Annotated in this window: 19 protein-coding genes and 1 other RNA gene; 8 read left to right on the forward strand and 12 right to left on the reverse strand. The window is 62.1% G+C overall.

Annotation, left to right across the window (positions count from 1 at the left end; genetic code table 11):
* The first annotated feature begins 81 nt into the window (after positions 1-81).
* The gene (locus tag ACT6QH_RS13060) at positions 82-474 is read left to right on the forward strand and encodes a con-10 family general stress protein (protein ID WP_444975258.1); all 393 of its coding nucleotides are present in this window, start codon (positions 82-84) and stop codon (positions 472-474) included.
* Positions 475-803: 329 nt separating this feature from the next.
* On the forward strand, positions 804-1472 hold the full coding sequence (locus tag ACT6QH_RS13065) for a sigma-70 family RNA polymerase sigma factor (protein WP_444975259.1): 669 nt from the start codon (positions 804-806) through the stop codon (positions 1470-1472).
* Between the two features lie 63 nt (positions 1473-1535).
* Here the strand turns inward: ACT6QH_RS13065 and ACT6QH_RS13070 are convergent, their stop codons facing one another.
* Both ACT6QH_RS13070 and gloB read right to left on the reverse strand, forming a co-directional pair.
* Complete coding sequence (locus ACT6QH_RS13070; RefSeq protein ID WP_444975260.1) at positions 1536-2012, reverse strand: cupin domain-containing protein; 477 nt, start codon at positions 2010-2012, stop codon at positions 1536-1538.
* A 12-nt stretch (positions 2013-2024) separates the two neighbouring features.
* Positions 2025-2798: a hydroxyacylglutathione hydrolase gene (gene gloB, locus ACT6QH_RS13075; protein WP_444975261.1), complete on the reverse strand. Its 774-nt coding sequence runs from the start codon at positions 2796-2798 to the stop codon at positions 2025-2027.
* A gap of 163 nt (positions 2799-2961) precedes the next feature.
* Here gloB and ACT6QH_RS13080 point away from each other — a divergent pair, with 163 nt between their 5' ends.
* Positions 2962-3771 carry a class I SAM-dependent methyltransferase gene (locus ACT6QH_RS13080; protein WP_444975262.1) on the forward strand — a complete coding sequence of 270 codons (810 nt, stop codon included), beginning with the start codon at positions 2962-2964 and terminating at the stop codon, positions 3769-3771.
* On the opposite strand, the gene ACT6QH_RS13085 is transcribed toward ACT6QH_RS13080, so the two are convergent.
* The 3 genes from ACT6QH_RS13085 to metX are packed head-to-tail and all read right to left on the reverse strand — an operon-like array spanning position 3760 to position 6342.
* Positions 3760-4521, reverse strand: coding sequence for a DUF1295 domain-containing protein (locus ACT6QH_RS13085; RefSeq protein ID WP_444975263.1), 762 nt, complete (start codon positions 4519-4521; stop codon positions 3760-3762). The two genes, ACT6QH_RS13080 and ACT6QH_RS13085, sit on opposite strands and share 12 nt — an antisense overlap.
* Positions 4518-5189 (reverse strand): methionine biosynthesis protein MetW, encoded by a 672-nt coding sequence (gene metW / locus ACT6QH_RS13090; protein ID WP_444975264.1) that lies wholly within the window; start codon positions 5187-5189, stop codon positions 4518-4520. Before metW ends, ACT6QH_RS13085 begins: the two co-directional genes overlap by 4 nt.
* A 1-nt stretch (position 5190) precedes the next feature.
* Entirely contained in the window at positions 5191-6342 is a 1152-nt protein-coding gene (gene metX, locus ACT6QH_RS13095) for a homoserine O-acetyltransferase MetX (protein ID WP_444975265.1), read from the reverse strand.
* Positions 6343-6694: 352 nt separating this feature from the next.
* Between metX and ACT6QH_RS13100 the strand changes: the two genes are divergently transcribed.
* The 3 genes from ACT6QH_RS13100 (at position 6695) to ACT6QH_RS13110 (ending at position 11630) form a co-directional block, all read left to right on the forward strand.
* Positions 6695-9136 (forward strand): ATP-dependent helicase, encoded by a 2442-nt coding sequence (locus ACT6QH_RS13100; protein WP_444975266.1) that lies wholly within the window; start codon positions 6695-6697, stop codon positions 9134-9136.
* A gap of 269 nt (positions 9137-9405) precedes the next feature.
* Positions 9406-10683 carry a GGDEF domain-containing protein gene (locus ACT6QH_RS13105; protein WP_444975267.1) on the forward strand — a complete coding sequence of 426 codons (1278 nt, stop codon included), beginning with the start codon at positions 9406-9408 and terminating at the stop codon, positions 10681-10683.
* 32 nt (positions 10684-10715) lie between these two features.
* Entirely contained in the window at positions 10716-11630 is a 915-nt protein-coding gene (locus ACT6QH_RS13110) for a 50S ribosomal protein L11 methyltransferase (RefSeq protein ID WP_444975268.1), read from the forward strand.
* A gap of 172 nt (positions 11631-11802) precedes the next feature.
* On the opposite strand, the gene ACT6QH_RS13115 is transcribed toward ACT6QH_RS13110, so the two are convergent.
* On the reverse strand, positions 11803-12000 hold the full coding sequence (locus tag ACT6QH_RS13115) for a hypothetical protein (RefSeq protein WP_444975269.1): 198 nt from the start codon (positions 11998-12000) through the stop codon (positions 11803-11805).
* A gap of 341 nt (positions 12001-12341) precedes the next feature.
* Between ACT6QH_RS13115 and ACT6QH_RS13120 the strand changes: the two genes are divergently transcribed.
* Both ACT6QH_RS13120 and ACT6QH_RS13125 read left to right on the forward strand, forming a co-directional pair.
* A complete protein-coding gene (locus tag ACT6QH_RS13120; RefSeq protein ID WP_444975270.1) occupies positions 12342-16121 on the forward strand; it encodes an AsmA family protein in 3780 nt (1259 codons plus the stop codon).
* A 50-nt stretch (positions 16122-16171) separates the two neighbouring features.
* Positions 16172-16567, forward strand: coding sequence for a glyoxalase superfamily protein (locus ACT6QH_RS13125; protein ID WP_444975271.1), 396 nt, complete (start codon positions 16172-16174; stop codon positions 16565-16567).
* On the opposite strand, the gene ACT6QH_RS13130 is transcribed toward ACT6QH_RS13125, so the two are convergent.
* The 6 genes from ACT6QH_RS13130 to ACT6QH_RS13155 form a co-directional block, all read right to left on the reverse strand.
* A complete protein-coding gene (locus ACT6QH_RS13130) occupies positions 16536-17078 on the reverse strand; it encodes a dihydrofolate reductase (protein WP_444975272.1) in 543 nt (180 codons plus the stop codon). The two genes, ACT6QH_RS13125 and ACT6QH_RS13130, sit on opposite strands and share 32 nt — an antisense overlap.
* A gap of 228 nt (positions 17079-17306) precedes the next feature.
* Positions 17307-17891 (reverse strand): SspB family protein, encoded by a 585-nt coding sequence (locus ACT6QH_RS13135; protein ID WP_444975273.1) that lies wholly within the window; start codon positions 17889-17891, stop codon positions 17307-17309.
* Positions 17892-18021: 130 nt separating this feature from the next.
* Positions 18022-18402: a transfer-messenger RNA gene (gene ssrA, locus ACT6QH_RS13140) on the reverse strand.
* A 40-nt stretch (positions 18403-18442) separates the two neighbouring features.
* On the reverse strand, positions 18443-18790 hold the full coding sequence (locus ACT6QH_RS13145; RefSeq protein WP_444975274.1) for a VOC family protein: 348 nt from the start codon (positions 18788-18790) through the stop codon (positions 18443-18445).
* Positions 18791-18813: 23 nt separating this feature from the next.
* Entirely contained in the window at positions 18814-19842 is a 1029-nt protein-coding gene (locus ACT6QH_RS13150) for a site-specific tyrosine recombinase XerD (protein ID WP_444975275.1), read from the reverse strand.
* Positions 19839-20036, reverse strand: coding sequence for a histidine kinase (locus ACT6QH_RS13155; RefSeq protein ID WP_444975276.1), 198 nt, complete (start codon positions 20034-20036; stop codon positions 19839-19841). The genes ACT6QH_RS13150 and ACT6QH_RS13155 overlap by 4 nt, the downstream gene beginning before the upstream one ends.
* Positions 20037-20223 lie beyond the last annotated feature (187 nt).

The following is a 20223-nucleotide window of genomic DNA, read 5'->3' on the forward strand; positions in this document are numbered from 1 at the left end:
CGCAATCCGGCGCGCTTCTGGAACCTGAAAGGGCGCGCCACGTTGTTTGCGCATCACCATGTCCGCAAAAGGAGCAAGGCCATGGGAAAAGCCGCAGGCAAGGCCGTGAGCGCCACTCGGTCGGCCCCTCACCCCGGCAGCAAAAAGGCCGGCGCGGCCAAGACACAGCATGTGCCGGAAGAGCCCCGAACCGCTCAGCCTGCTTCTGCTAAAGAAAAAAGCCCGTCACGCCGTGGGTTTGCCGCCATGGATGAGGAGAAGCGCCGCGCCATCGCCCGTAAAGGTGGAGAAAGCGTGCCTGCGGAAAAGCGCAGCTTTTTCCGTAACCGATCTCTGGCCTCCGAGGCCGGCCGAAAAGGCGGACAGAATGTGGCGAATGAAGACCGCAGCTTCTCAAGGGATCGCGCTCTTGCCGCCCAGGCCGGCCAAAAAGGCGGAATGCGCAGCAGCAATACGCGCCCGGACACCTCCTGAAGGTGGTGTATGACGTACGCACACCCCCAATAACGGATTGCGGAACGCTTCGCCTGGCAAGCCCTTCTCACATCAGGAGGCATTCTGATTCGAAATTGAGAAGATCCACGCTTACATATTGTTTGTACAAATCTTTTTGCTGCGTCGCACGCAGCCGAAAAATGCCTTTCCGCCCCCGAATGGTCACGTAAAAGACACTTGCAATCCGCGTCATCCCGCGCTCTGCTATCGTTCATGAGCGAAGGGATATGCGGCATTTCGCCCCATTGAGGCGCCGCCCATCCCTTCCACGGGAACAGACCTTCCAGAAGGAAGATGGATGGAGGGCCATGGACGTGACATCGCACATGCCCCATTTGAAAAGTGGAGCCCGGCAGGGGCCAGCGCAGAAGCCCACTCCGCGCTCGCCCAGCGCACGGGCAACAAGCCCCGCTGGCCACGCTCCGCGTGAAGGCCCGGAAGGCGCGGAAGACCCGCGCAATCAGGTCGTCGCCCTGCTGCCCGCCTTGCGTGCCTTTGCCCGCGCGCTGACACGCGGCCGCTCCGAGGCGGATGATCTGGTGCAGGAAACCCTGCTCAAGGCGCTTTCCAATATCGACAAATTCGAGCCCGGCACCAATATGCGGGCCTGGCTCTTCACCATTCTGCGCAACAGTTTTTATACTGATATCCGCAAGCGCCGCCGCGAGAGTGATGGGCTGGCCCATCTGGCCGGCCAGAGCCACCACGCCGGGCCCGAGCAGGAGTGGGCGCTCACCCTCAAATCCATGGAAGAAGCCCTCACCCATCTGCCGGATGACCAGCGCGAAGCGCTGGTGCTGGTGGGCGCGGCCGGTCTCTCTTATGAAGAAGCGGCCAATGTCTGCGGCTGTGCGGTGGGCACCATCAAGAGCAGGGTCAACCGGGCCCGCGCCAAGCTGTTGACCCTGATGGGGGCGGAAGAAACCGCAGATATGGTTGCGCCGGATATTCTTTCCCTTTCCGCCGTCAGCGGCTGAGGAAAGCCCTCTCTCAAGGCCCACTCATACGAACAATACCGCAGACGGCGCGCACAACTCCAGTTATTCAGAACCGATCTTCCGGCCCGGTTCCCACCCGGTCGGGGCCAGTTCAAAACCGGCGAACTCGAAGGCCGGGGCAACGGTGCACCCCACAAGGGTCCACGCGCCCAGGCTTTCCGCCGCCTGCCAGGCATGAGCCGGCACCACGCCTTGCGGGCGCTGGTTCTGATGAAGGGCCGGCCCCAATGTCATGGTCTGCCGCGCATCCTCCCCATATACACCTTCGGCGATGTGCAAGTTCAGCGGCGCACCGGCATGCCAGTGCCACATCTCCACCGCATCCACCTTGTGCCAGTGCGAGCGCTCCTCGGCGCGCAACAGGAAATAAATGGCGGTTGAAGCCCCGCGCCCGCCACCGGCCGCCACATCGCGAAAGGTTTCACGAAAATGCCCCCCTTCGGGGTGCGGCTGAAGTTCAAGACGGGCAATGATCTCTTCTGCCGTCAGTATGGAAAGATCCTGCTGCACGGTGTTCATCTTTTCTCCTCCTCAGCCACGGAAATTGTTCTTGCGGGCCCGCAACTCGGCAAACACCTCTTCTGCTGCGGCACCCGCCAGGCCCAACCGCGCGGCAAGCGCCGCATCATCCGCCCGAAGGAAGGGATTGGTCTGCTTTTCCAGCCCCAGAAGCGAAGGCAAGGTGGGTTCTGCGGCCGCGCGGCGGGCATCAATCGCCTGCGCCATGGTCTTCAGCATATCGTTGCCCGGATCAACCGAAAGAGCGAAGCGAGCATTGGCCTGCGTATATTCATGGCCGCAATAAAGACGCACATCATCCGGCAGTTTGCGCAGGCGCTCCAGAGAATGCCATAGCACGGCGGGCGGACACTCGAAGGGGCGACCGCAACCGAGAGAAAACAAAGTATCCCCGGCGAAGAGCAGCTGTTCGGAAGCAAACAGATACACTGCATGGCCCGCTGTATGGCCCGGCACGGAAAGCACCTGCGCCACCAGCGCGCCAACCTTCACTTCATCGCCATCACTGACGGCGATATCAAGATCAGGAATGGATGCTCCCTCCGCCTTCGGTCCCACAATGGTGAGATCATAACGGGCCTTCAGCTCGGGAATGGCCTGCACATGATCGGCATGGTGATGCGTGACCAGCACCATGGATGGTGTCCAGCCTTCCGCTTCAGCCGCAGCGATGATGGGGGCTGCTTCCGGGGCGTCGATGATGGCGGTGACGCCGCTGGTGTCGTCATGCAGCAGCACCGCATAATTGTCACTCAGGCAGGGCACAAGGCGGACAATGGCAGGCACAGGCATTCTCCCGGAAGTGATGAAGGCGGGCCAGCCTAACCGCCCGCCGAAGCATCCGCGACACAACAATGCCACGGGCTATTGCTGAAGGCTGTGTGTATCATAAACGGGAACCATCACAGCTTCTCTTCAACAAGCCAACAACAGGAGCCGGAAAGCGCGCATGTATCTTGATGTTGTGGACCTGCGAAATTTTTACGCGCAACCCCTCGGCGTGATGACGCGTCGTTTGCTGGGACGTGTCATTCGTCGCCGGTTTCACGATGTTACAGGCATGGCCGTCCTCGGGCTGGGCTATGCCACGCCCTATCTCGGCGTCTTTCAGGACGAGGCCGAGCGCTGCATCGCCATGATGCCTGCGGCACAGGGCGTGGTGCGCTGGCCACCGGAAGGCCCGCCCGCCACCGCGCTGGTGGATGAAATGCTGCTGCCCTTGCCCACCGCCAGCATGGACAGGGTGATTGTGGTGCATGCACTCGAAATGACATCTGACGCCGAAGACATGCTGCGCGAGGTGTGGCGCGTGCTTTCACCGGGCGGCCGGCTTCTGGCGGTGGTGCCGAACCGGCGCGGTGTATGGGCCCGGCTGGATACCACGCCCTTCGGCAATGGTCGCCCCTTCTCACGCGGGCAAGTGGTGAGCCTGCTGCGAGAGGCGCTTTTCACACCTGTGGGGTGGGATGAAGCACTTTATGCCCCGCCCAGCCGCTGGTTCCTGCGCACGGCTGTCGCTGTCGAACGTATTGGCGGGCGCTTGTCCCTGCCATTTGCCGGCGCTCTGGTGGTGGAGGCGACAAAGCAGCTCTATCGCCCGGTTCCAGTCCGTCGAACGCGCCTCGTGCCTGTGCTGGAACCTGCCCTTGTGCCGGGCGGCGCATCTGCGGGGCGTGTGTCCGTGTCGCAGAAGGCGTCATCCGTCACATGTACATCCACGCCCCCGGCCGGGGAGCAGGCCCCGCCCTCAGCGCCCTGAAGCATCCTTGTTGGAAACAGGCCAGAGCCGGGGCAGAAATTGCGGCACCTGCCGACAATAATCCTGCCATGCCGCCCCGTAATGCGTGGCAGACATTTTCTCATTCTTCGGCATGGCATCAGCGAAATATTGCGCCAGATTGACCAGCGGTGCCACCAGCCCCCATGGCCAGACCGAGGCGCAGGCGAAGGACAGATAAATCAGGAAATCCCCGAAATAATTGGGGTGACGGGACAGGCCCCAAAGGCCACGGCGCAGCAATTGGCCCTTGTTCTCCGGCCGCTGGCGAAAGGCCCATTTCTGGTAATCTGCCCCAAAATGGAAAAACGTGCCCAGCCCATACAGCACAAGTGTTGCGCCATCCCACAGATCAAAGGGGCCAGCCCGGTTCATGGCGGAGAAGAAAGGCAGGGGATAGAGCCAGCCAAAGACGAAAACCAGCACCAGCGGCAAGGCGATGAGCGCGCCGGTGCCCATATCCGCCTTCAGCTTCGAGGCTCCCGTGGCCCCAAACCAGAAGAACAGCGTGTAGAGCATGCGCCCCACATAAAGCGCCACCAGAGCGCAGAGCATCACCCGCCGCCATGGCGCGCCCTGCCCCATCACCGCCAGCACCACAGTCACTGGCAAGAGGGTGAAGAAGCCCAGGGCGAAGGGCCATTGCGTATCGCGGGTTTTCAGTGCGGCCAGCACACTCGCGCCACCCAGCACAAATGTGATGCCCAGCAGGGAGATGATGCCCGGCATCATCCCTCAGCGTCCACCCTGCGTTCACCCTTGCGGGAAAGCAGAAACACCGCCTGCTCACCCATCATGTTCCACACCCACCAAGGCATGTTGAAACGCACCCGCAGACCGGACGAATCCAGTGCCACGGCTTTTTCTATCGTTGCATCCAGCTCCTGCGCCAGCGCCACAAAATCGCGGATGGTGCAGAAATGAATATTCGGCGTCTCATACCAGGCGAAGGGCATGTTCTCCGTCACCGGCATACGGCCATTCACCAGCAGGTCCAGCCGTGAACGCCAATGGCCGAAATTGGGAAAAGAGACGATGGCCCGCCGGCCGATCCGCAACATCTGCTCCATCACCCAGCGCGGGCGGCGGGTGGCCTGCAATGTCTGGGAGAGGATGACATAATCAAAGGCATCATCGGGATAATGGGCGAGGTCCACATCCGCATCACCCTGAATGATGGCGAGGCCCCGCGCCACACCCGCATTTACCCCCTCGCGAGACAGTTCGATGCCACGGGCATCACAGCCGCGCGTGGTGGCCAGCAATTCCAGAAGCGCGCCGTCGCCCGAGCCCACATCCAGCACGCGCGCGCCGGGCTCCACCATCTCGGCCACCACCACCAGATCCACACGCCCGCCCTGCTGGCGCACGGCGCTTTCATCCAGAAGCCTGTCCGCCATATCAGCTCCTCCCCGCCGCAGGAAGCCCGCGTGCACGGGCGGCACTGTCGAGAAAGCCACGGGCGATGGCGAACAGTTCCGGCTCATCCAGCAGAAAGGCATCATGCCCCTTGTCGCTCTCCACCTCAGTGAAGGACACATTGGCCCCAGCCGCATTCAGCGCATGCACGATGATGCGCGATTCCGCAGTGGGGAACAGCCAGTCCGAGGTGAAGGAGACAATGCAAAAGCGTGTCTTCGAGCCCCGGAAGGCATTGGCCAGCACGCCATCATGTTCCGCCGCAATATCGAAATAATCCATCGCGCGGGTCACATAGAGGTAGGAATTGGCATCAAAACGCTGCACGAAAGCCTCGCCCTGATGGCGCAGATAGCTCTCCACCTGAAAATCAGCATCGAAGCCGAAGGTCGGCATGGCCCGGTTCTGCAAACGGCGTCCGAATTTACGGTGCAGCGCCTGATCCGACATATAGGTGACATGCGCGGCCATGCGGGCAACCCCCAGGCCCCGATACGGCGTCACCCCTTCCAGCATGTAGCGCCCGCCGCGCCAGTCCGGGTCGGCCATCACTGCCTGCCGGCCCACCTCGTGGAAGGCGATATTCTGGGCCGAATGGCGCGCGCCCGTTGCAATGGGCATGACGGAGAAGACCCGTTCAGGGTAGCTCACCGCCCATTGCAGCACCTGCATGCCGCCCATGGACCCCCCGGCCACGCACAGCAATGTCTCAATGCCCAGATGATCAACCAGCATGGCCTGTGCGTTCACCATGTCACGAATAGTGACGACAGGCATCTCCAGCCCCCAGGGCTGGTGCGTCTGCGGGTTGAAGGATGATGGCCCCGTCGTCCCCATGCAGCCGCCCAGCACATTGGAGCAGATGACGAAAAAGCGATCCGTATCAATAGGCTTGCCCGGCCCCACCATGGTTTCCCACCAGCCGGGTTTGCCCGTCACCGGATTGTCGCTGGCCACATGCTGATCCCCTGTCAGGGCATGGCACACCAGCACCGCATTGGAACGCTCCGCGTTCAGCGCGCCATAGGTCTGATAGGCGATCTGCAAATGCGGCAGCAGAACGCCGGCATCCAGCTTCAGGGGTTTGTCCGCACCAAAACGCACAATCTGCGAATGCGGCGTATCAATCTCCATCCGGGCGCGCACATCCGTGGTTTGCGGCGGAGAAGAAAGGGGCGATCCACCCGGAGGGAGGGATGAAAAAGGGGGCAGCATCAGCAAAGCAAGAGGCCGGAGACCTCTCCATGTCAAGCGCCTGCATGCCGCATGCGTCAGGAACACGACGCAAGGGACTGGCGGAAACCCTGCACCATCCCCATCTGCAAGGTGGCTTTGTTCCGCCATGGCTGCGGAAACAAGCTGGCCAGATCACACATAATGACCGCGCCCCTCGCCATTCCGTGCGCATGGTGCCATTTTGTTCTCATTCGAGAATCAGGGGCGAGACGAGACTTCCGTTTTGAGCATTCCCGCAGACCCACGCCGCATGGAACCCGCACCCGAACGCCCCGCACCACGCCCAGGCGGCATTGCCGTACGCCTGCGCGGCGCTGTCGCACCTGACGTAAATGCGGCACAGGGCATGGCGCCCTCCTATCTTGCCGGCCTCAACCCGGAACAGCGCGAGGCGGTGGAAACGCTGGATGGTCCGCTGCTGGTACTGGCTGGCGCCGGCACCGGAAAAACGCGAGTGCTCACCACCCGCATCGCCCATATTCTGGCCTCCGGCCGCGCCTGGCCCTCGCAGATTCTCGCCGTAACCTTCACCAACAAGGCCGCGCGCGAGATGAAGGAACGCATCCACACCATGGTGGGCGATCAGGTGGAGGGCATGCCCTGGCTCGGCACCTTCCATGCCATTGGCGTGCGCATCCTGCGCCGGCATCATGAGCTGGTGGGGCTGAAAAGCGGCTTCACCATTCTGGATACGGATGACCAGCTTCGCCTGCTCAAGCAACTTCTGGCGGCGGACAATATCGACGACAAGCGCTGGCCTGCCCGCATGCTGGCCGGCCTGATTGACGGCTGGAAAAACCGCGGCCTTTCACCAAAGGATGTGCCCGCCGGGGAAGGCGGCGCCTTCGCCAATGGCAAGGGCATTGCGCTTTACATGGCCTATCAGGCCCGACTGAAGGCCCTGAATGCGGTGGATTTCGGTGATTTGCTGCTGGAAGGCATTCGCCTGTTCCGCGAAAATCCCGATGTACTCTCCGAATATCACCAGCGGTTCAAATATTTGCTGGTGGACGAGTATCAGGATACCAACGTCGCGCAATATCTCTGGCTCCGCCTTCTGGCGCAGGGTTCAAGGAATGTGTGCTGCGTGGGTGATGATGACCAGTCCATCTATGGCTGGCGCGGGGCGGAGGTGGATAACATCCTGCGCTTCGAGAGTGACTTTCCCGGCGCGAAGGTTATCCGGCTGGAACGCAATTATCGCTCCACCGGGCATATTCTGGCGGCGGCCTCCCATCTTATCGCGCATAATGATGGGCGGCTCGGCAAGACCCTGTTTTCCGAAGGGGATCTTGGCGAGAAGGTCACCGTCACCGGCGCGTGGGACAGCGGCGAGGAAGCCCGTGCCATCGGCGATGAGATCGAGGCGCTGCAACGCGCCGGGCATCCGCTCTCGCAGATCGCCATTCTGGTGCGCGCCTCGTTCCAGATGCGCGAGTTTGAAGATCGCTTCATCACGCTGGGGCTCAATTACCGGGTAATTGGCGGGCCGCGCTTCTATGAACGGGCGGAAATCCGAGATGCACTGGCCTATCTGCGCTGCGTCAACTCGCCGTCCGATGATCTGGCTTTCGAGCGCATCGTGAATGTGCCCAAGCGCGGCATTGGCGACGCCACCATGAAGCTGGTGCATGATGTCGCCCGCTCGGCCGGTGTGCCGCTTCAGGAGGCGACCCGCCTGCTGGTGGAAAGCGAAGAGCTGAAACCCAAGCCTCGCAACACCCTGCGCGGCCTGTTGGAGAGCTTCGCGCGGTGGCGCGAGCAGACCCGCACCCTGCCCCATACGGAACTGGCCGAGATCGTTCTGGATGAAAGCGGCTATACCGAGATGTGGCAGAAGGACCGTTCCGCCGAGGCGGCCGGCCGGCTGGAAAACCTGAAAGAACTCGTACGCTCCATGGAGCCATTCGAGAATCTCCCCGGTTTTCTGGAGCATATCTCCCTTGTCATGGATACGGACAAGGGCCCCGGTGAGGATGCGGTGCAGATCATGACCCTGCATTCAGCCAAGGGGCTGGAATTCGATACGGTGTTTCTGCCCGGCTGGGAGGAAGGGCTCTTCCCCCATCAGCGTGCACTGGATGAGCAGGGCAAGGCCGGGCTGGAGGAAGAACGCCGCCTGGCCTATGTGGGCATCACGCGGGCGCGGGCCTCGGCGCGCATTTATCTGGCGTCCAACCGGCGGATTCATGGGCTGTGGAACTCCACCGTGCCCAGCCGCTTCCTGGATGAATTGCCGAACGACCATGTGCAGGTGGAAGAAAGCAAGGGCGGTTTCGGCTGGGGCGGCTCTTCCTATGGCGGCGGTGGCAGCTATGGGGCCAGCCGGTTTGACCGGGCCGAGCCCTTTTCCGGCTCCTCCTACGGCACGCCGGGCTGGCAGCGGGCGCAGAAGCAGCGCGAAGGCGGCTTTGAGCGCATGGATCACGAACGCATGGATCGCACCAGCTCGGAACGGCGGAGTAAGGGCACATCCGGCACTGGCGGGCGGCGTGGTGGCCCAATGGTGATAGAAGGCACATTGGTGGCCTCCTCCAGCGCCCCGTCCTCAGCTTTCTCCAAGGGCGAGCGGGTGTTCCACATCAAGTTCGGCTATGGCCATGTCTCCGGCATTGACGGCAACAAGCTGACCGTTCAGTTCGACAAGGCTGGCGAGAAGAAGGTTGTGGAAACCTTTGTCGAAAAGATTTAGCGCAGCCATGCCCCTCAACCTGTGAGCAAGCTCTTCTTGTGGACAGCCTGTCATCGCTAACAGCATGGCATCTCCGCCATGACACGAATGAAAAGATTGCCTGCCATCGTGCGCTGGCGGGTCTTGCGCGCGTCACGACAAGATGAAATCTGCCACCTCACACGCCTCCATGTTCCGGCATGATAAAGGCTTGCTTCCCCAGCGGAAAGCCGGCAGGACGGAGCATATTCGGATACATCCGACAGACTCTGGGAGAAGTTGAACACGCAATGCTTGCGGTTCCTGATACGGTTTTCAACATCTTCCTGCTTCTGGCGGAAGTTCTGCTTTATTTCGGCTCCATGCTGGCCTTGTTCCGCATCCGCGGCACCCTGGGGCTGGGAGCCTTTTTCTGTGCGCTGGGCGGCCTCCATTTCATGGAGACCTATCTTGCCGTTTCCTATTATGTTGTCCTGCCGTTCGGGCTCTCGCTCTCACCGGGCTCATCCGTTCTGTTTGCCGGCAAGCTGGCGCTTCTGTTGCTGGTCTATATTCGCGAAGATGCAATCGTTGCCCGCCAGCCTATTTATGGGCTGCTTCTGGGTAATCTGATTTTCATAGGCTTGGTCCTGCTCCTCCAGCAGCATGTGCTGGTTTCCGACGCGGGCCTGGACGAGTCCCTCTCCTTTCTGGATCTCATCGGCGTGCTGATGCTGTGGAGCACGGTGCTGCTGTTCGTGGACTGCATCGCCATGATCCTGCTTTACGAGCATCTCTCGCGCCCACTTCGCCACTGGCCCATCTTCACCATCTGGCTCACACTGGCGCTGGTTCTCAGCTTCGATCAGGCCGCCTATTTCGCCGCCCTGCATATCCTGCATGATGTGCCCTTTTCGGCGGGTCTGGGCACCTGGCTGGGCAAGATGGCCACCAGCGTTATCTATGCGGCGATGATAATCGTCTTCCTGCAACGGTTTGAACGCGGCCTTCCCACCCAGACGCGCCGCTTGTCGGATCTGTTCGATACTCTCACCTATCGTCAGCGGTTTGAAAAATTGCGCCAGCTTTCCCAACGTGACCCGCTGACAGACGTGCTCCACCGCGGCCTGTTTGAGCAACTGGGACAGGAGCAGATCGAGCTGGCCCGGCAAACCAGCCAGCCCCTGAGCCTCATCATGCTGGATATTGACCACTTCAAGGAGGTGAATGATCGGCATGGCCACCAGATGGGCGATGAAGTGTTGCGCCATGTGGCACAGGCCCTGCAACATGAGTTGCGCCAGTCAGATTATGTATTGCGTTATGGCGGAGATGAATTCGCCATACTCGCACCCGGCATGACGGAACGGGCCGCACTGGAGCTTGCCGCCCGCCTGCGCCAGAAGATGACGGCGCTGCCCTTGCCCCCCGCCATGGCCCCTATCACCCTCTCCCTTGGCATTGCCACCGCCATGCAGGAAGCGGAAAACTTGACGGACCTGCTCGCCTTGGCGGACAAGCGTCTGTATCAGGCCAAGGATGCTGGCCGCGATTGCGCCGTGGGCGCCGCGCTGCCACTCACAAGCTGACCCTTTTCCCGGCACACCAGGACACGCCGCCCATGCTCGAAGGTCTCCCCCCCAATGACGCCGCTCATGTCATGCGCGTACACGCCTCCAAGGCCGAAGCCGGGCGTATCTCGGACATGATTTCCGAAACCTTCGATCCGGCGGAAGTGGCTGTCACCAATTTTGAGCTGAGCGAAGATGAGTGGGTGGTGGAAGCCTTCACAGGTGCGGCCTTCGATTCCGAATTTCTGAAGCAGATTGTCACGGCCGCAGCGGGGGCCGAGCTGGCCGCCACCATGCAGTTTGAAGATGTGGTGCAGAAGGATTGGGTCGCCACCAGCCTTGAGGGGCTGAAGCCGGTGCGCGTGGGCCCCTTCATGGTGCATGGTTCGCATGATCGCGAACAGGTGCCGCCCTCCGTCATCGGTATCGAGATTGAAGCCGCGCTGGCCTTCGGCACCGGACATCATGGCACCACGCAAGGATGCCTGGCCGCCATTGCAGATGCCGCGCGCCTTGGACGACCAGCCCGTATTCTGGATGTTGGCACCGGCACCGGCGTGCTGGCCATTGCGGCCGCCCGCCATTTTCATACCTATGTGATGGCCACGGATATCGACCCCGTGGCCGTGCACACGGCAAGGGCCAATGCCGTGGCCAATCGCGCCGGCCCCCTGCTCAACCTGCTGTGCACTGCGGGCGCAGATGCCGGGGCTATTCGCGAAGGTGGGCCCTATAACCTCATCCTCGCCAATATCCTGCTGCCTCCGCTGAAGCGGATGGCCCGTTCTCTGGGGGATCTTCTGGCACCGGACGGCACCATTGTGCTGTCCGGCCTGCTGGTCAAGCAGGTGCCGGCGGCGCTTGCGGCCTATCGCACGCAAGGCTTTGTGCTTGTTCGCCGACGGCATATTGATGGCTGGGCCACGTTGACGCTGAAGCGTCGGCATGAGCGGCCCTTACCCTGAGAGCAATTCAGCTGCCGGCTTTCAGACAGAAGCGAAATCCCCGGCGACATTTTCGGGCCGCACCACTCCGGGCGCGGCCTGCCTGTTGCGAGATGCAGGCGGGGCAAATGTCCCGCCGCAAATATTCAGCCGGGCCAGGTTCCGGTTAAGGTCCGGCCTGAGGCGATCGGGGTCAGCGGCCGGCGCGATCTTGCCCGCGTTCTTCCGCAGCGATGAAAGACAGGTGGTGCGCCACCATCTTTTCAGCCTGCTCCATGCGGGCCGCCATCATGGCGCTCATCATGCGGGAGAAGAAGGATCTGCCACGCGCAACCGGCCGGATGGCGCTGGAAGGCAGAGTAGTCAGCGTGGAAAAAGGAATGGCAATCATCACAGCCTCCTGTTCCAGGACCTGAATGGTCAAGACAGGAACAGTTTATGCTGCAATGCGCCATCCGAGAATATTCAGGTCAGCATGGCTGACCTTTTTTCTATGCGCTCAGAACATATCTGGCATGCGCACAAAGTAATCGCAGCGCTCATTTCGTGCGCAAACGGCATCATGTTGCCTCCTGATCGCTGTCATCTTCGGATTCCATCAACCCGCAGGCTCCATGCTGCAAAATCTGAAGCGGGCAGATGCGCCACGGCCGGAACGGGTTAATATTGCGCCGCCATCAGGCGCGCCAGCCCGGACTGACCGGAACAGGGCGCTTATGCGAGGAGACAGGCGTGCAGGGATTACTCATCGGCCTTGCCTCAGCCATCACTCTGGCCATCGCCGGGGCTTTCGCCGCCCCCTATGTGGTGGACTGGAACAACTGGCGCGGCACGTTCGAACGTGAGATCAGCGACATGCTGGGCGTGCCTGTCGTTATTCGCGGCGCCATCCAGGCCGAGTTGCTCCCTGCCCCGCGCATGGTTCTGCATGATGTAACGCTGGGGGATGTCATCTCCACCGGCGGCACCATGCAGCAGCTGGATGCCGAATTCTCGCTGGGCAGCCTCATGCGCGGCGAGCTTCAGGCCACCGGCATCACACTGGTGCGCCCGCATATGCGCCTTGTCCTGGACAGCGCCGGCCGCATCGCCCGCCCCACCGGCATCGGCATGACCTCCAATATGGGCATCGCCCATTTCACAGTGGAACATGGCACGCTGGATGTGCTGGACCGGGGCTCCGAGCACACCTTCACCTTCTCTTCCCTGAACCTGGAGGGTGAAGCCCGTTCTCTTGCCGGCCCCTTCAAGCTGGATGGCACGCTGACAGCTGCCGGGCTGCCCTTTACCCTGCGCGCCAGCCTTGGGGAGCTGGATGCAGCCTCAAGCGGACGCCTGCGCCTCGCCCTGAACGGACAAGGCCAGCCCTATAGCATCACAGTAGATGGCCGGCTGGGCATGGCCCAGGCCGCCCCGCATTTCGCCGGGCAGGCCATGCTGGCGCACTTGCCCACAGCGCAGCAAGCCGCCTCTTCCCGACTGGCCAGCTGGAGGCTTTCCGGCACGGTAGAGGCCAGCCCAACGGAAGTCCGCGCTCAGGAGCTGTCTCTGGGCTTCGGCACTCTGGCCTCCGTACCCCAGTTCACCGGCACCGGCCAGATGATGCTGGGCCGGCGGATTGGTGTAAATGCAACCCTGCATGCCAGCACGCTGGATCTGGACGCCCTGATGGGAGCAACCGGCGACAAGAACACCACAGCACCCGGCCTGCGTCTGGCTGGAATGGCGCAAACTCTCGTGCCCTTCCTCGCCAGCCTGCCTGCGCCCGATGCCCCTTCCAGAATTGGCATCAGCGTGGATCAGCTCGCGCTGGGAGGCACATTGGTGCGGGAAGTGAAAAGTGAACTTTCGGGTATTCATTCCGGTTGGCGCATCAATCACCTGACTGCACAAATGCCTGGTGACGCCTCCATCTCCCTGTCCGGCGCCTCAGTTGCAGGGCAAGGTGGCGGTGACGGTTTTGACGGGTGGCTGATACTGGCTGCGGACGATCTGCCAACTTTCCTGCACTGGGCCGCACCAGATGCACCGCGCCTCTGGTTTCAGGCGCTCAACAGTCCCGCCTGGCTTGAGACAAGCCTGACCATCAGCCCGGAGCAGATCGAAGCCCGGCATCTTGATGCCCGGTTTGGCGCGGCAGAATTGGCGGGAAACATCATCACCCGGCTCTCCGGCGCGCGGCCCCATCTGTCGCTCACCCTCAATATGGAAGGCTTCGCACTGGAGGGGCTGCTGCCCGGCCTTGGGCAGGCGGCGCAGGCAGCTGACGGGCTTGAGGCCCGGCTCAATCTCACCGGCAAGGATCTGACCTTGATGCAGACGCCGGTGTCCGGGCTGGCGCTGGAGGCGACCACAGGGGATGGCGGCTGGAAAGTGCAGCGCCTGGCGCTTGATAATCCTGAAGGGCTCCATCTTGAGGGCGAAGGCTGGCTGCAACACGCCGCCACCCAGCCGGAGGGCCGCTTCTCGCTGGCCCTGACAGGAGAACGTGCAGAAGGGCTGGCACCTGTAGCGCGTCTTCTGGCCGGAGAAGACACCGCCAACGTCCTCAATGCCATATCCACCATCGCCGCCCCGGTGGACCTGAAGGCCGAGCTGGAATGGAAGGGTGCCGAAGGGCGCAAGGCGCAGTTTACCGGCACATTGGGAGAGCTTTCGGGAACGACCATCTTCACCCGCCCGCAGAATGCCGCCGCGCAGAATGTGGAGCTGATGGGTGATGTGGCGGAAGCCGGACGCCTGTTTGAAATTCTGGGCCTCACAGATTTTGCCCCCCGCCCCGGCCCGGCCCATCTGGAGATGAAGCTGGAGCACGCCCCAACAACGCCCGCAAAGACCACGCCTGAAGCCATGCTGGCCGGCCGTCTCACCCTCTCCGGGCTGGAAATGTGGGGAGAAGGCCCGGTTCATATCCGGGATGGGCAGCTACAACCCCGCCTCGCCATGCGCCTTGAGGGGGCGGATCTGGGCCGCCTTCTGCCCCGGCTCAGCGAGGTGACAGGAGCACCCGCACCTGTGGGGCTCTCTTTCACCCTCACCGACCTTTCGCCCACATGGCAACTGGAAGCGCTGGATGGCATGCTTGCCGGCTTGCCACTTGCCGGCACGCTGAACATCACCCCCGGTGACACGCCCCGGCTGGGTGGCGTGCTCAACTTTGACTCGCTGGATCTGCCGCGCCTTCTCGCTTTGTTTGCAGCCCGCGCGCCGGAAGGCTCCACCCCCTGGAGCAGCACCCGCTTTGCCCCCCCCATGGCACGAAATGTGGCGCTGGATCTGAAACTGGCCGCCCGCACCCTCTCCATTCCTGGCCCCTATAAGATGACAGACGGACAATTGCGCCTGCTCTCCAATGGTAAAAATCTGGAGATGCGGGATCTGTTCGGCTCCTTCGGCGGCGGGCGGGTATCGGCCAACCTGAATATCCGCCCCACCGGAGAGACCCTGCGGGCCGAAGGCCGGTTGATGCTGGATGCTGTTTCCAGCACGGCCCTTCTTGCCCCTGTTGAGGCGCGTCATGCCCCGCAGGGGCAGGTCAGCTTGTCGCTGGACCTGTCGGGCAGCGGGCGCAGCCTTCAGGCTCTGGTTAAGGATCTGTCAGGCCAGGGCACTATTGCCGTGCAGCGTTTCAGCCTGCCACAGGCAACACCGGACGCTCTGGCAGCCGTCTTGCAAAATACGGCCCACCTCACACCTCCGCCAGATGAACGACGCACTGCGCAGCTTCTGAATGAGGCGTTTGCCCGCGGTCCGCTGAACATTGCCGCCATAGGCTCCACCCTCGGGGTTTCTCAAGGTATGGTGCGCCTTTCCCCTACCCATACCACACTGGGCAATGTGCGTATAACCTTTGCGGGAGAGCTGGATCTGGCACGCCTGCGCATGGAAACAGAGCTGGATTTCGAGGCCACTGCAGGCACACTTGGTCTGGCCGGTGGACAGCTGATGTGGCGCGGGCCAGTTGATGATCCAGAACGGCACATCAGCGCCACGGCACTCACCAGCGCTCTCGCCATGCGGGCGATCGAGCTGGAAACCCAGCGCCTTGAAGCGGAGCGTCGCGCTCAGGAAGAACAGCGTCGCGCGCAAGAGGCCGAGCGCAAACAGGCAACTGAACAGGTACAACCTGCCCCGGCCATCCCATCGCCCGCCCCATCCGCGCCTATTGCCATACCGGCCGCACCTGCAACCCCGCGCCTCCCATCAAGCAGGGAGCCACAAGCGCCGGCTTCCTCAACGGGTCAGCGAAATCTCATTGAACGGCAAGAGCTGCCGCCTCCGGTTTCTGACCGCACGGGCATCGGCACGGCCAGCCCGGCTCCACAGACGACCCGGCCCGTTCTCCCCCCTTCAGAACAGGGTGCGCAGGCCACGCCGCGCAACACGCAACCTGCCCGCTCCCGCCCCGCGCGACGACCGGCCGAGCCGCGCCCGCCCCGTGATCTGCTACCGCCTGTGCATGGCTTTGGAAATGTGCCGCGCCCTCCGGCTCCTGTCGGCTCCATTTATTAGATCAACCGACCTGTCTTTCTATCCAACGGCCTACCTCCCAAAAGACCCACATGACCGCCTCTGAACAGCCCATCGCCTTTGCACAGGTCATCCCCATCTTACGGATTTTCGATATCGAAAAGGCGCATCAATTCTATCTGGGCTTTCTCGGCTTCAGCGTGGATTGGGAGCATCGCCATGGCGCAAACTTCCCGCTCTATCTTCAGATCTCACGGCAGGGGCTGAAGCTGCATCTTTCCGAACATGCCGGCGACGCCACTCCGGGAAGCAATATGTGTGTGCCGATGAAAGGAATCCGCACCTTTCATCGGGAACGGACCGATCAGAATTATCGCTATATGAAGCCTGAGCTTCAGCACATGGATGGCCGGCTGGAACTTCAGGTGACGGACCCGTTCGGCAATCGCATCCGTTTCATGGAACACGCTGAAGGGTCAGAACCGTGAAGGCGGCATCATCCCTCGGCCCCTGGATCGGGCCTTCACGGCCGGTCTCACGCCATGCCTGCGGATCAAAGGCAGGAAAATGCACATCCCCCTCAGGGCTGGCATGCACATGGGTGAAATAGAGGGTGCGGGCCAGAGGTAGGGTTTCCTCAAAAACGCGCCGGCCACCAATCACCATGATTTCATCAGCCTTCAGCTCATGGGCGGCTGCATCAGCCGCATCCAGGGCACCTTCAAGGCTCGCAACCTTCACCACGCCTTCCGGCACGGCAAAATCCGGGTCCGCACTGATGACAATAGAGATGCGGCCCGGCAATGGCTTACCAATGGATTCAAAGGTGCGACGCCCCATCACCAGCGGCTTGCCCCATGTCAGCTCACGAAAGCGCTTGAGATCGGAAGGCAGACGCCAAGGCAGATCATTATTCCGCCCAATCACGCCATTTTCCCCCACGGCAACCACCAGCCCGAGCGGCAAATGCGCCTGCGGTGTTTCAGCCTGTATCTGCATCGCAGCCTCCCGAAGATGAATGGGCCTGTTTCGCACAAGGACAATGCCCGTTTGAAAGCCACGATGCAGGGCCATGCGGCTTGAGGCAACATCAGCAGGCCGCACACGGGGCCGAACGAAAAACCACCCGCTCCACCAAAAGAAAAGCGGCACCGCCCTCAGGCCTGCGCCGCTCTGCTTTCATGCAGGTGAGCGCCCTGCGCATCACAGGGCGCGACAAGCCTGCTGTTATTTCTTGTTACGGAATACGTCGAGCTGCACCACCTTGGCGCCATCACCCTCCGGCGTTGCAGCATCATCGTCCGGTGCGGGCGCTTCCGCACTCGCCGGCCGGGCATTGGCGATCTCCGGCTCGGAACCCGCGCCCCGCGCCGGACGCCCGGCACCGGAAGGCAGAGACGCCACGACATCGTCTGAATCATCTTCAATCAGCTCAAGCGGCTCCGCGCTCTCATCGCCGGCCAGCTCGAACTGGAGACCGAACTTCACGGCCGGGTCAAAGAAGCCTTTCAGCGCCGTGAAGGGCACCACCAGCTTCTCCGGCACGCCACCGAAGGAAAGGCCCACCTCAAACTGGCTCTCTGACACGATCAGATCCCAGAACTGGTGTTGCAGCACGATGGTCATCTCTTCAGGATACTTCTCAAGCATACGCTCCGAGAGACGCACGCCGGGCGCACGCGTATCGAAAGAGATATAGAAATGGTGCTCGCCCGGCAGGCCATCCTTGGCCACATCTGCGAGAACCCGGCGTACCACCGAGCGCAGCGCTTCCTGAGCGAGGAGATCGTAGCGGATATGATCGACCGGCATGTGCCCGCTGCATTTAGAAACCTGGCCGGCCCCCTCCCGCTTCTACAGGCCCGGCACAGAGCGCCAGCGTGGAAGCGAGTGCGGCACGCCTTGCCGCCTCCTTCCCCCCGATCCGGCCCTGCCGAAGGGAAGTGGAGGCTTCTGTTGCCAGGTGCCTCCGAACCCCGCCTAGTCGGTGCTACCCGTTAGGACTTTAGTTCGATCTTTCAAACCGCTCACGCGGCCTGAGCAACCGGAGCATAGTTGTCATTCGCAACTATAGGTTTGGCCCGATATCGGCGGAACCATGCCGAGCGAAAGAAAGCCCTTTACACCCTCGTCGATCCTATTTCGCCCCCGCCGCAGCCCACCTTGCCGCAGAAAGCTGAGCTTCCTGAGCCGGATGGGCTGGGGTGGAGGCGCCGGGTACCGCCCCCGGGTCCGAATGGCTTATTTCGACATCCGTTTATCGCCATAGCCGACTTGCGCCGGCACAGTGAATATAGGCGCCCTGCCCGGCCGATGAAAGGGGCGCCACGCACAATCTGTGCGCTGTCCCCACACTGCCGCCTCTACCGATCCGACCATATGGCGAGTTCGTAGCCATCCGGGTCCAGAAAATGGAACCGCCGCCCGCCGGGAAAGGCGAACACAGGCTTGCAGATTTCACCCCCGGCGGCCTCTACCGCACACTGCATTTGCGCCAGATCCTCACAATAGAGAATGACCAGCGGCCCGCCTGTGCGCACCTCTTCCCCCGTGCACAGGCCGCCTTTGAGGCGGCCATCCGTAAATTCGGTATAAGAGGGGCTATAATCCGTGAAGGTCCAGCCGAACAACTGACCATAGAAAGCCTTGCTGCGGGCGATATCCGCCACGCTGAACTCGATATTGTCGATGCGGCTGGGCTGCGGGCTCATGGTCCGTTCCATTTCCTGATGGCTCATTCGTCTGCGAAGGGGTGCAGATCACGCACCATATTCTTCAGTCGCTCATCCAGCACATGAGTGTAGATCTGCGTGGTGGCCACATCAGCATGGCCCAGAAGGGTCTGTACCACGCGCAAATCCGCGCCATGGGCCAGCAGATGGCTGGCGAAGGCATGGCGCAGCACATGGGGTGAAATGCGGGCCGGATCAATCTGCGCGGCTACGGCCAGTTCCTTCAGGTCGCGGGCGGCCTGCTGGCGGGTCACATGGCCGCTCTCGCCATGAGAGGGAAACAGCCAGCGCGAAGCTTCCATGCCCGCCACCCGTCGCGCCTCCAGCCAGGCGGCCATGGCGGCGCGCGCTGGAATGGAGAGCGGCACCAGACGCTCCTTGCGCCCCTTGCCCATCACCATGATGGCCTCGCCCCTGCTACGCGCTGCGGAAGATGGCAGGGCCACCAGTTCCGATACACGCAGGCCGCTGGCATAGAGCAATTCCACCATGCAGGCGACCCGCAGCCGACGCAGCCCCTCTGCCGGGCTGACTTTCGCATGCCCCTCCTGCGGCAATGCAACAGCCCCCCCCTCTCCAGCCTCGGCCTCACGCTGCTCCACCAGCTGCTGAAGAGCCGCGACACGAGCATGGGCGGTCTCGATCAGGCGGGAGACTTCCACAACAGAAAGTACCTTTGGCAGCGGGCGACCGCGCCTTGGCCCTTCCAGCACGGCGGCCGGATCATCCTTGCGGTGCCCCTCGGCGAACAGAAAACGATAGAACTGGCGAATGGCCGAAAGCTTCCGCGCCACTGTCGCCCCCTTGAAACCACGGGACGAAAGCTCGGCCAGATAGGCGCGGATCGTATCGGTATCGGCGTTCTCCAGCGCGTGGCCGGTGCTGGCGGCGAAGCTGGCAAAATCCGTCACGTCACGGCGATAGGCATCCAGCGTATTGGCGCTGGCGCCGCGCTCCACCGCCTGCATATCCAGAAACAAGGCCAGCGGGCCGGAGGCGCTGAGGGCTGTTGCAGAAGCCATGGCCGTCATCTGCCTGCCTCCTCCGGCTTCGCGGCGGCCTGAGGCTCCGCCTTTTGTGCTGGAACCTGTTCCAGATGGATCGGCACGGAAAAGCTGATCTCTCGGGGCTGAGGCTCCACTTGTGTGGCCAGAAGCCACACCGTACCCAAACCCAGAGCAGCCAGAATGGCCAGCACCGACAAAAGACGCATCAGCGTGGGCATGGCCCTTCCCTTCTACGAATCGACTGCACACCGCCCACGCGACACATATCGACGACACGCCATTCAATCACATTCCTGCTGGCCCCCGCCATAACCCCCATTGCCCTGTTGAACAGGCAAGAAACTGGCCCACACAGCATGCAAAGGGGTGATTTGCCGCGCGAATGCCCCCATATGTGGTTCTCAT

The sequence above is a fragment of the Haloleucobacter albus genome (genome assembly GCF_052492075.1).

Bases quoted from the DNA above. Each gene is read 5' to 3' on its own strand.
- ACT6QH_RS13060 (WP_444975258.1), top strand. From the start codon at position 82: ATGGGAAAAGCCGCAGGCAAGGCCGTGAGCGCCACTCGGTCGGCCCCT.
- ACT6QH_RS13065 (WP_444975259.1), top strand. From the start codon at position 804: ATGGACGTGACATCGCACATGCCCCATTTGAAAAGTGGAGCCCGGCAG.
- ACT6QH_RS13070 (WP_444975260.1), bottom strand. From the start codon at position 2,012: ATGAACACCGTGCAGCAGGATCTTTCCATACTGACGGCAGAAGAGATC.
- ACT6QH_RS13080 (WP_444975262.1), top strand. From the start codon at position 2,962: ATGTATCTTGATGTTGTGGACCTGCGAAATTTTTACGCGCAACCCCTC.
- ACT6QH_RS13085 (WP_444975263.1), bottom strand. From the start codon at position 4,521: ATGATGCCGGGCATCATCTCCCTGCTGGGCATCACATTTGTGCTGGGT.
- metW (WP_444975264.1), bottom strand. From the start codon at position 5,189: ATGGCGGACAGGCTTCTGGATGAAAGCGCCGTGCGCCAGCAGGGCGGG.
- metX (WP_444975265.1), bottom strand. From the start codon at position 6,342: ATGGAGATTGATACGCCGCATTCGCAGATTGTGCGTTTTGGTGCGGAC.
- ACT6QH_RS13100 (WP_444975266.1), top strand. From the start codon at position 6,695: ATGGAACCCGCACCCGAACGCCCCGCACCACGCCCAGGCGGCATTGCC.
- ACT6QH_RS13105 (WP_444975267.1), top strand. From the start codon at position 9,406: ATGCTTGCGGTTCCTGATACGGTTTTCAACATCTTCCTGCTTCTGGCG.
- ACT6QH_RS13110 (WP_444975268.1), top strand. From the start codon at position 10,716: ATGCTCGAAGGTCTCCCCCCCAATGACGCCGCTCATGTCATGCGCGTA.
- ACT6QH_RS13115 (WP_444975269.1), bottom strand. From the start codon at position 12,000: ATGATTGCCATTCCTTTTTCCACGCTGACTACTCTGCCTTCCAGCGCC.
- ACT6QH_RS13125 (WP_444975271.1), top strand. From the start codon at position 16,172: ATGACCGCCTCTGAACAGCCCATCGCCTTTGCACAGGTCATCCCCATC.
- ACT6QH_RS13130 (WP_444975272.1), bottom strand. From the start codon at position 17,078: ATGCAGATACAGGCTGAAACACCGCAGGCGCATTTGCCGCTCGGGCTG.
- ACT6QH_RS13135 (WP_444975273.1), bottom strand. From the start codon at position 17,891: ATGCCGGTCGATCATATCCGCTACGATCTCCTCGCTCAGGAAGCGCTG.
- ACT6QH_RS13145 (WP_444975274.1), bottom strand. From the start codon at position 18,790: ATGAGCCCGCAGCCCAGCCGCATCGACAATATCGAGTTCAGCGTGGCG.
- ACT6QH_RS13150 (WP_444975275.1), bottom strand. From the start codon at position 19,842: ATGACGGCCATGGCTTCTGCAACAGCCCTCAGCGCCTCCGGCCCGCTG.
- ACT6QH_RS13155 (WP_444975276.1), bottom strand. From the start codon at position 20,036: ATGCCCACGCTGATGCGTCTTTTGTCGGTGCTGGCCATTCTGGCTGCT.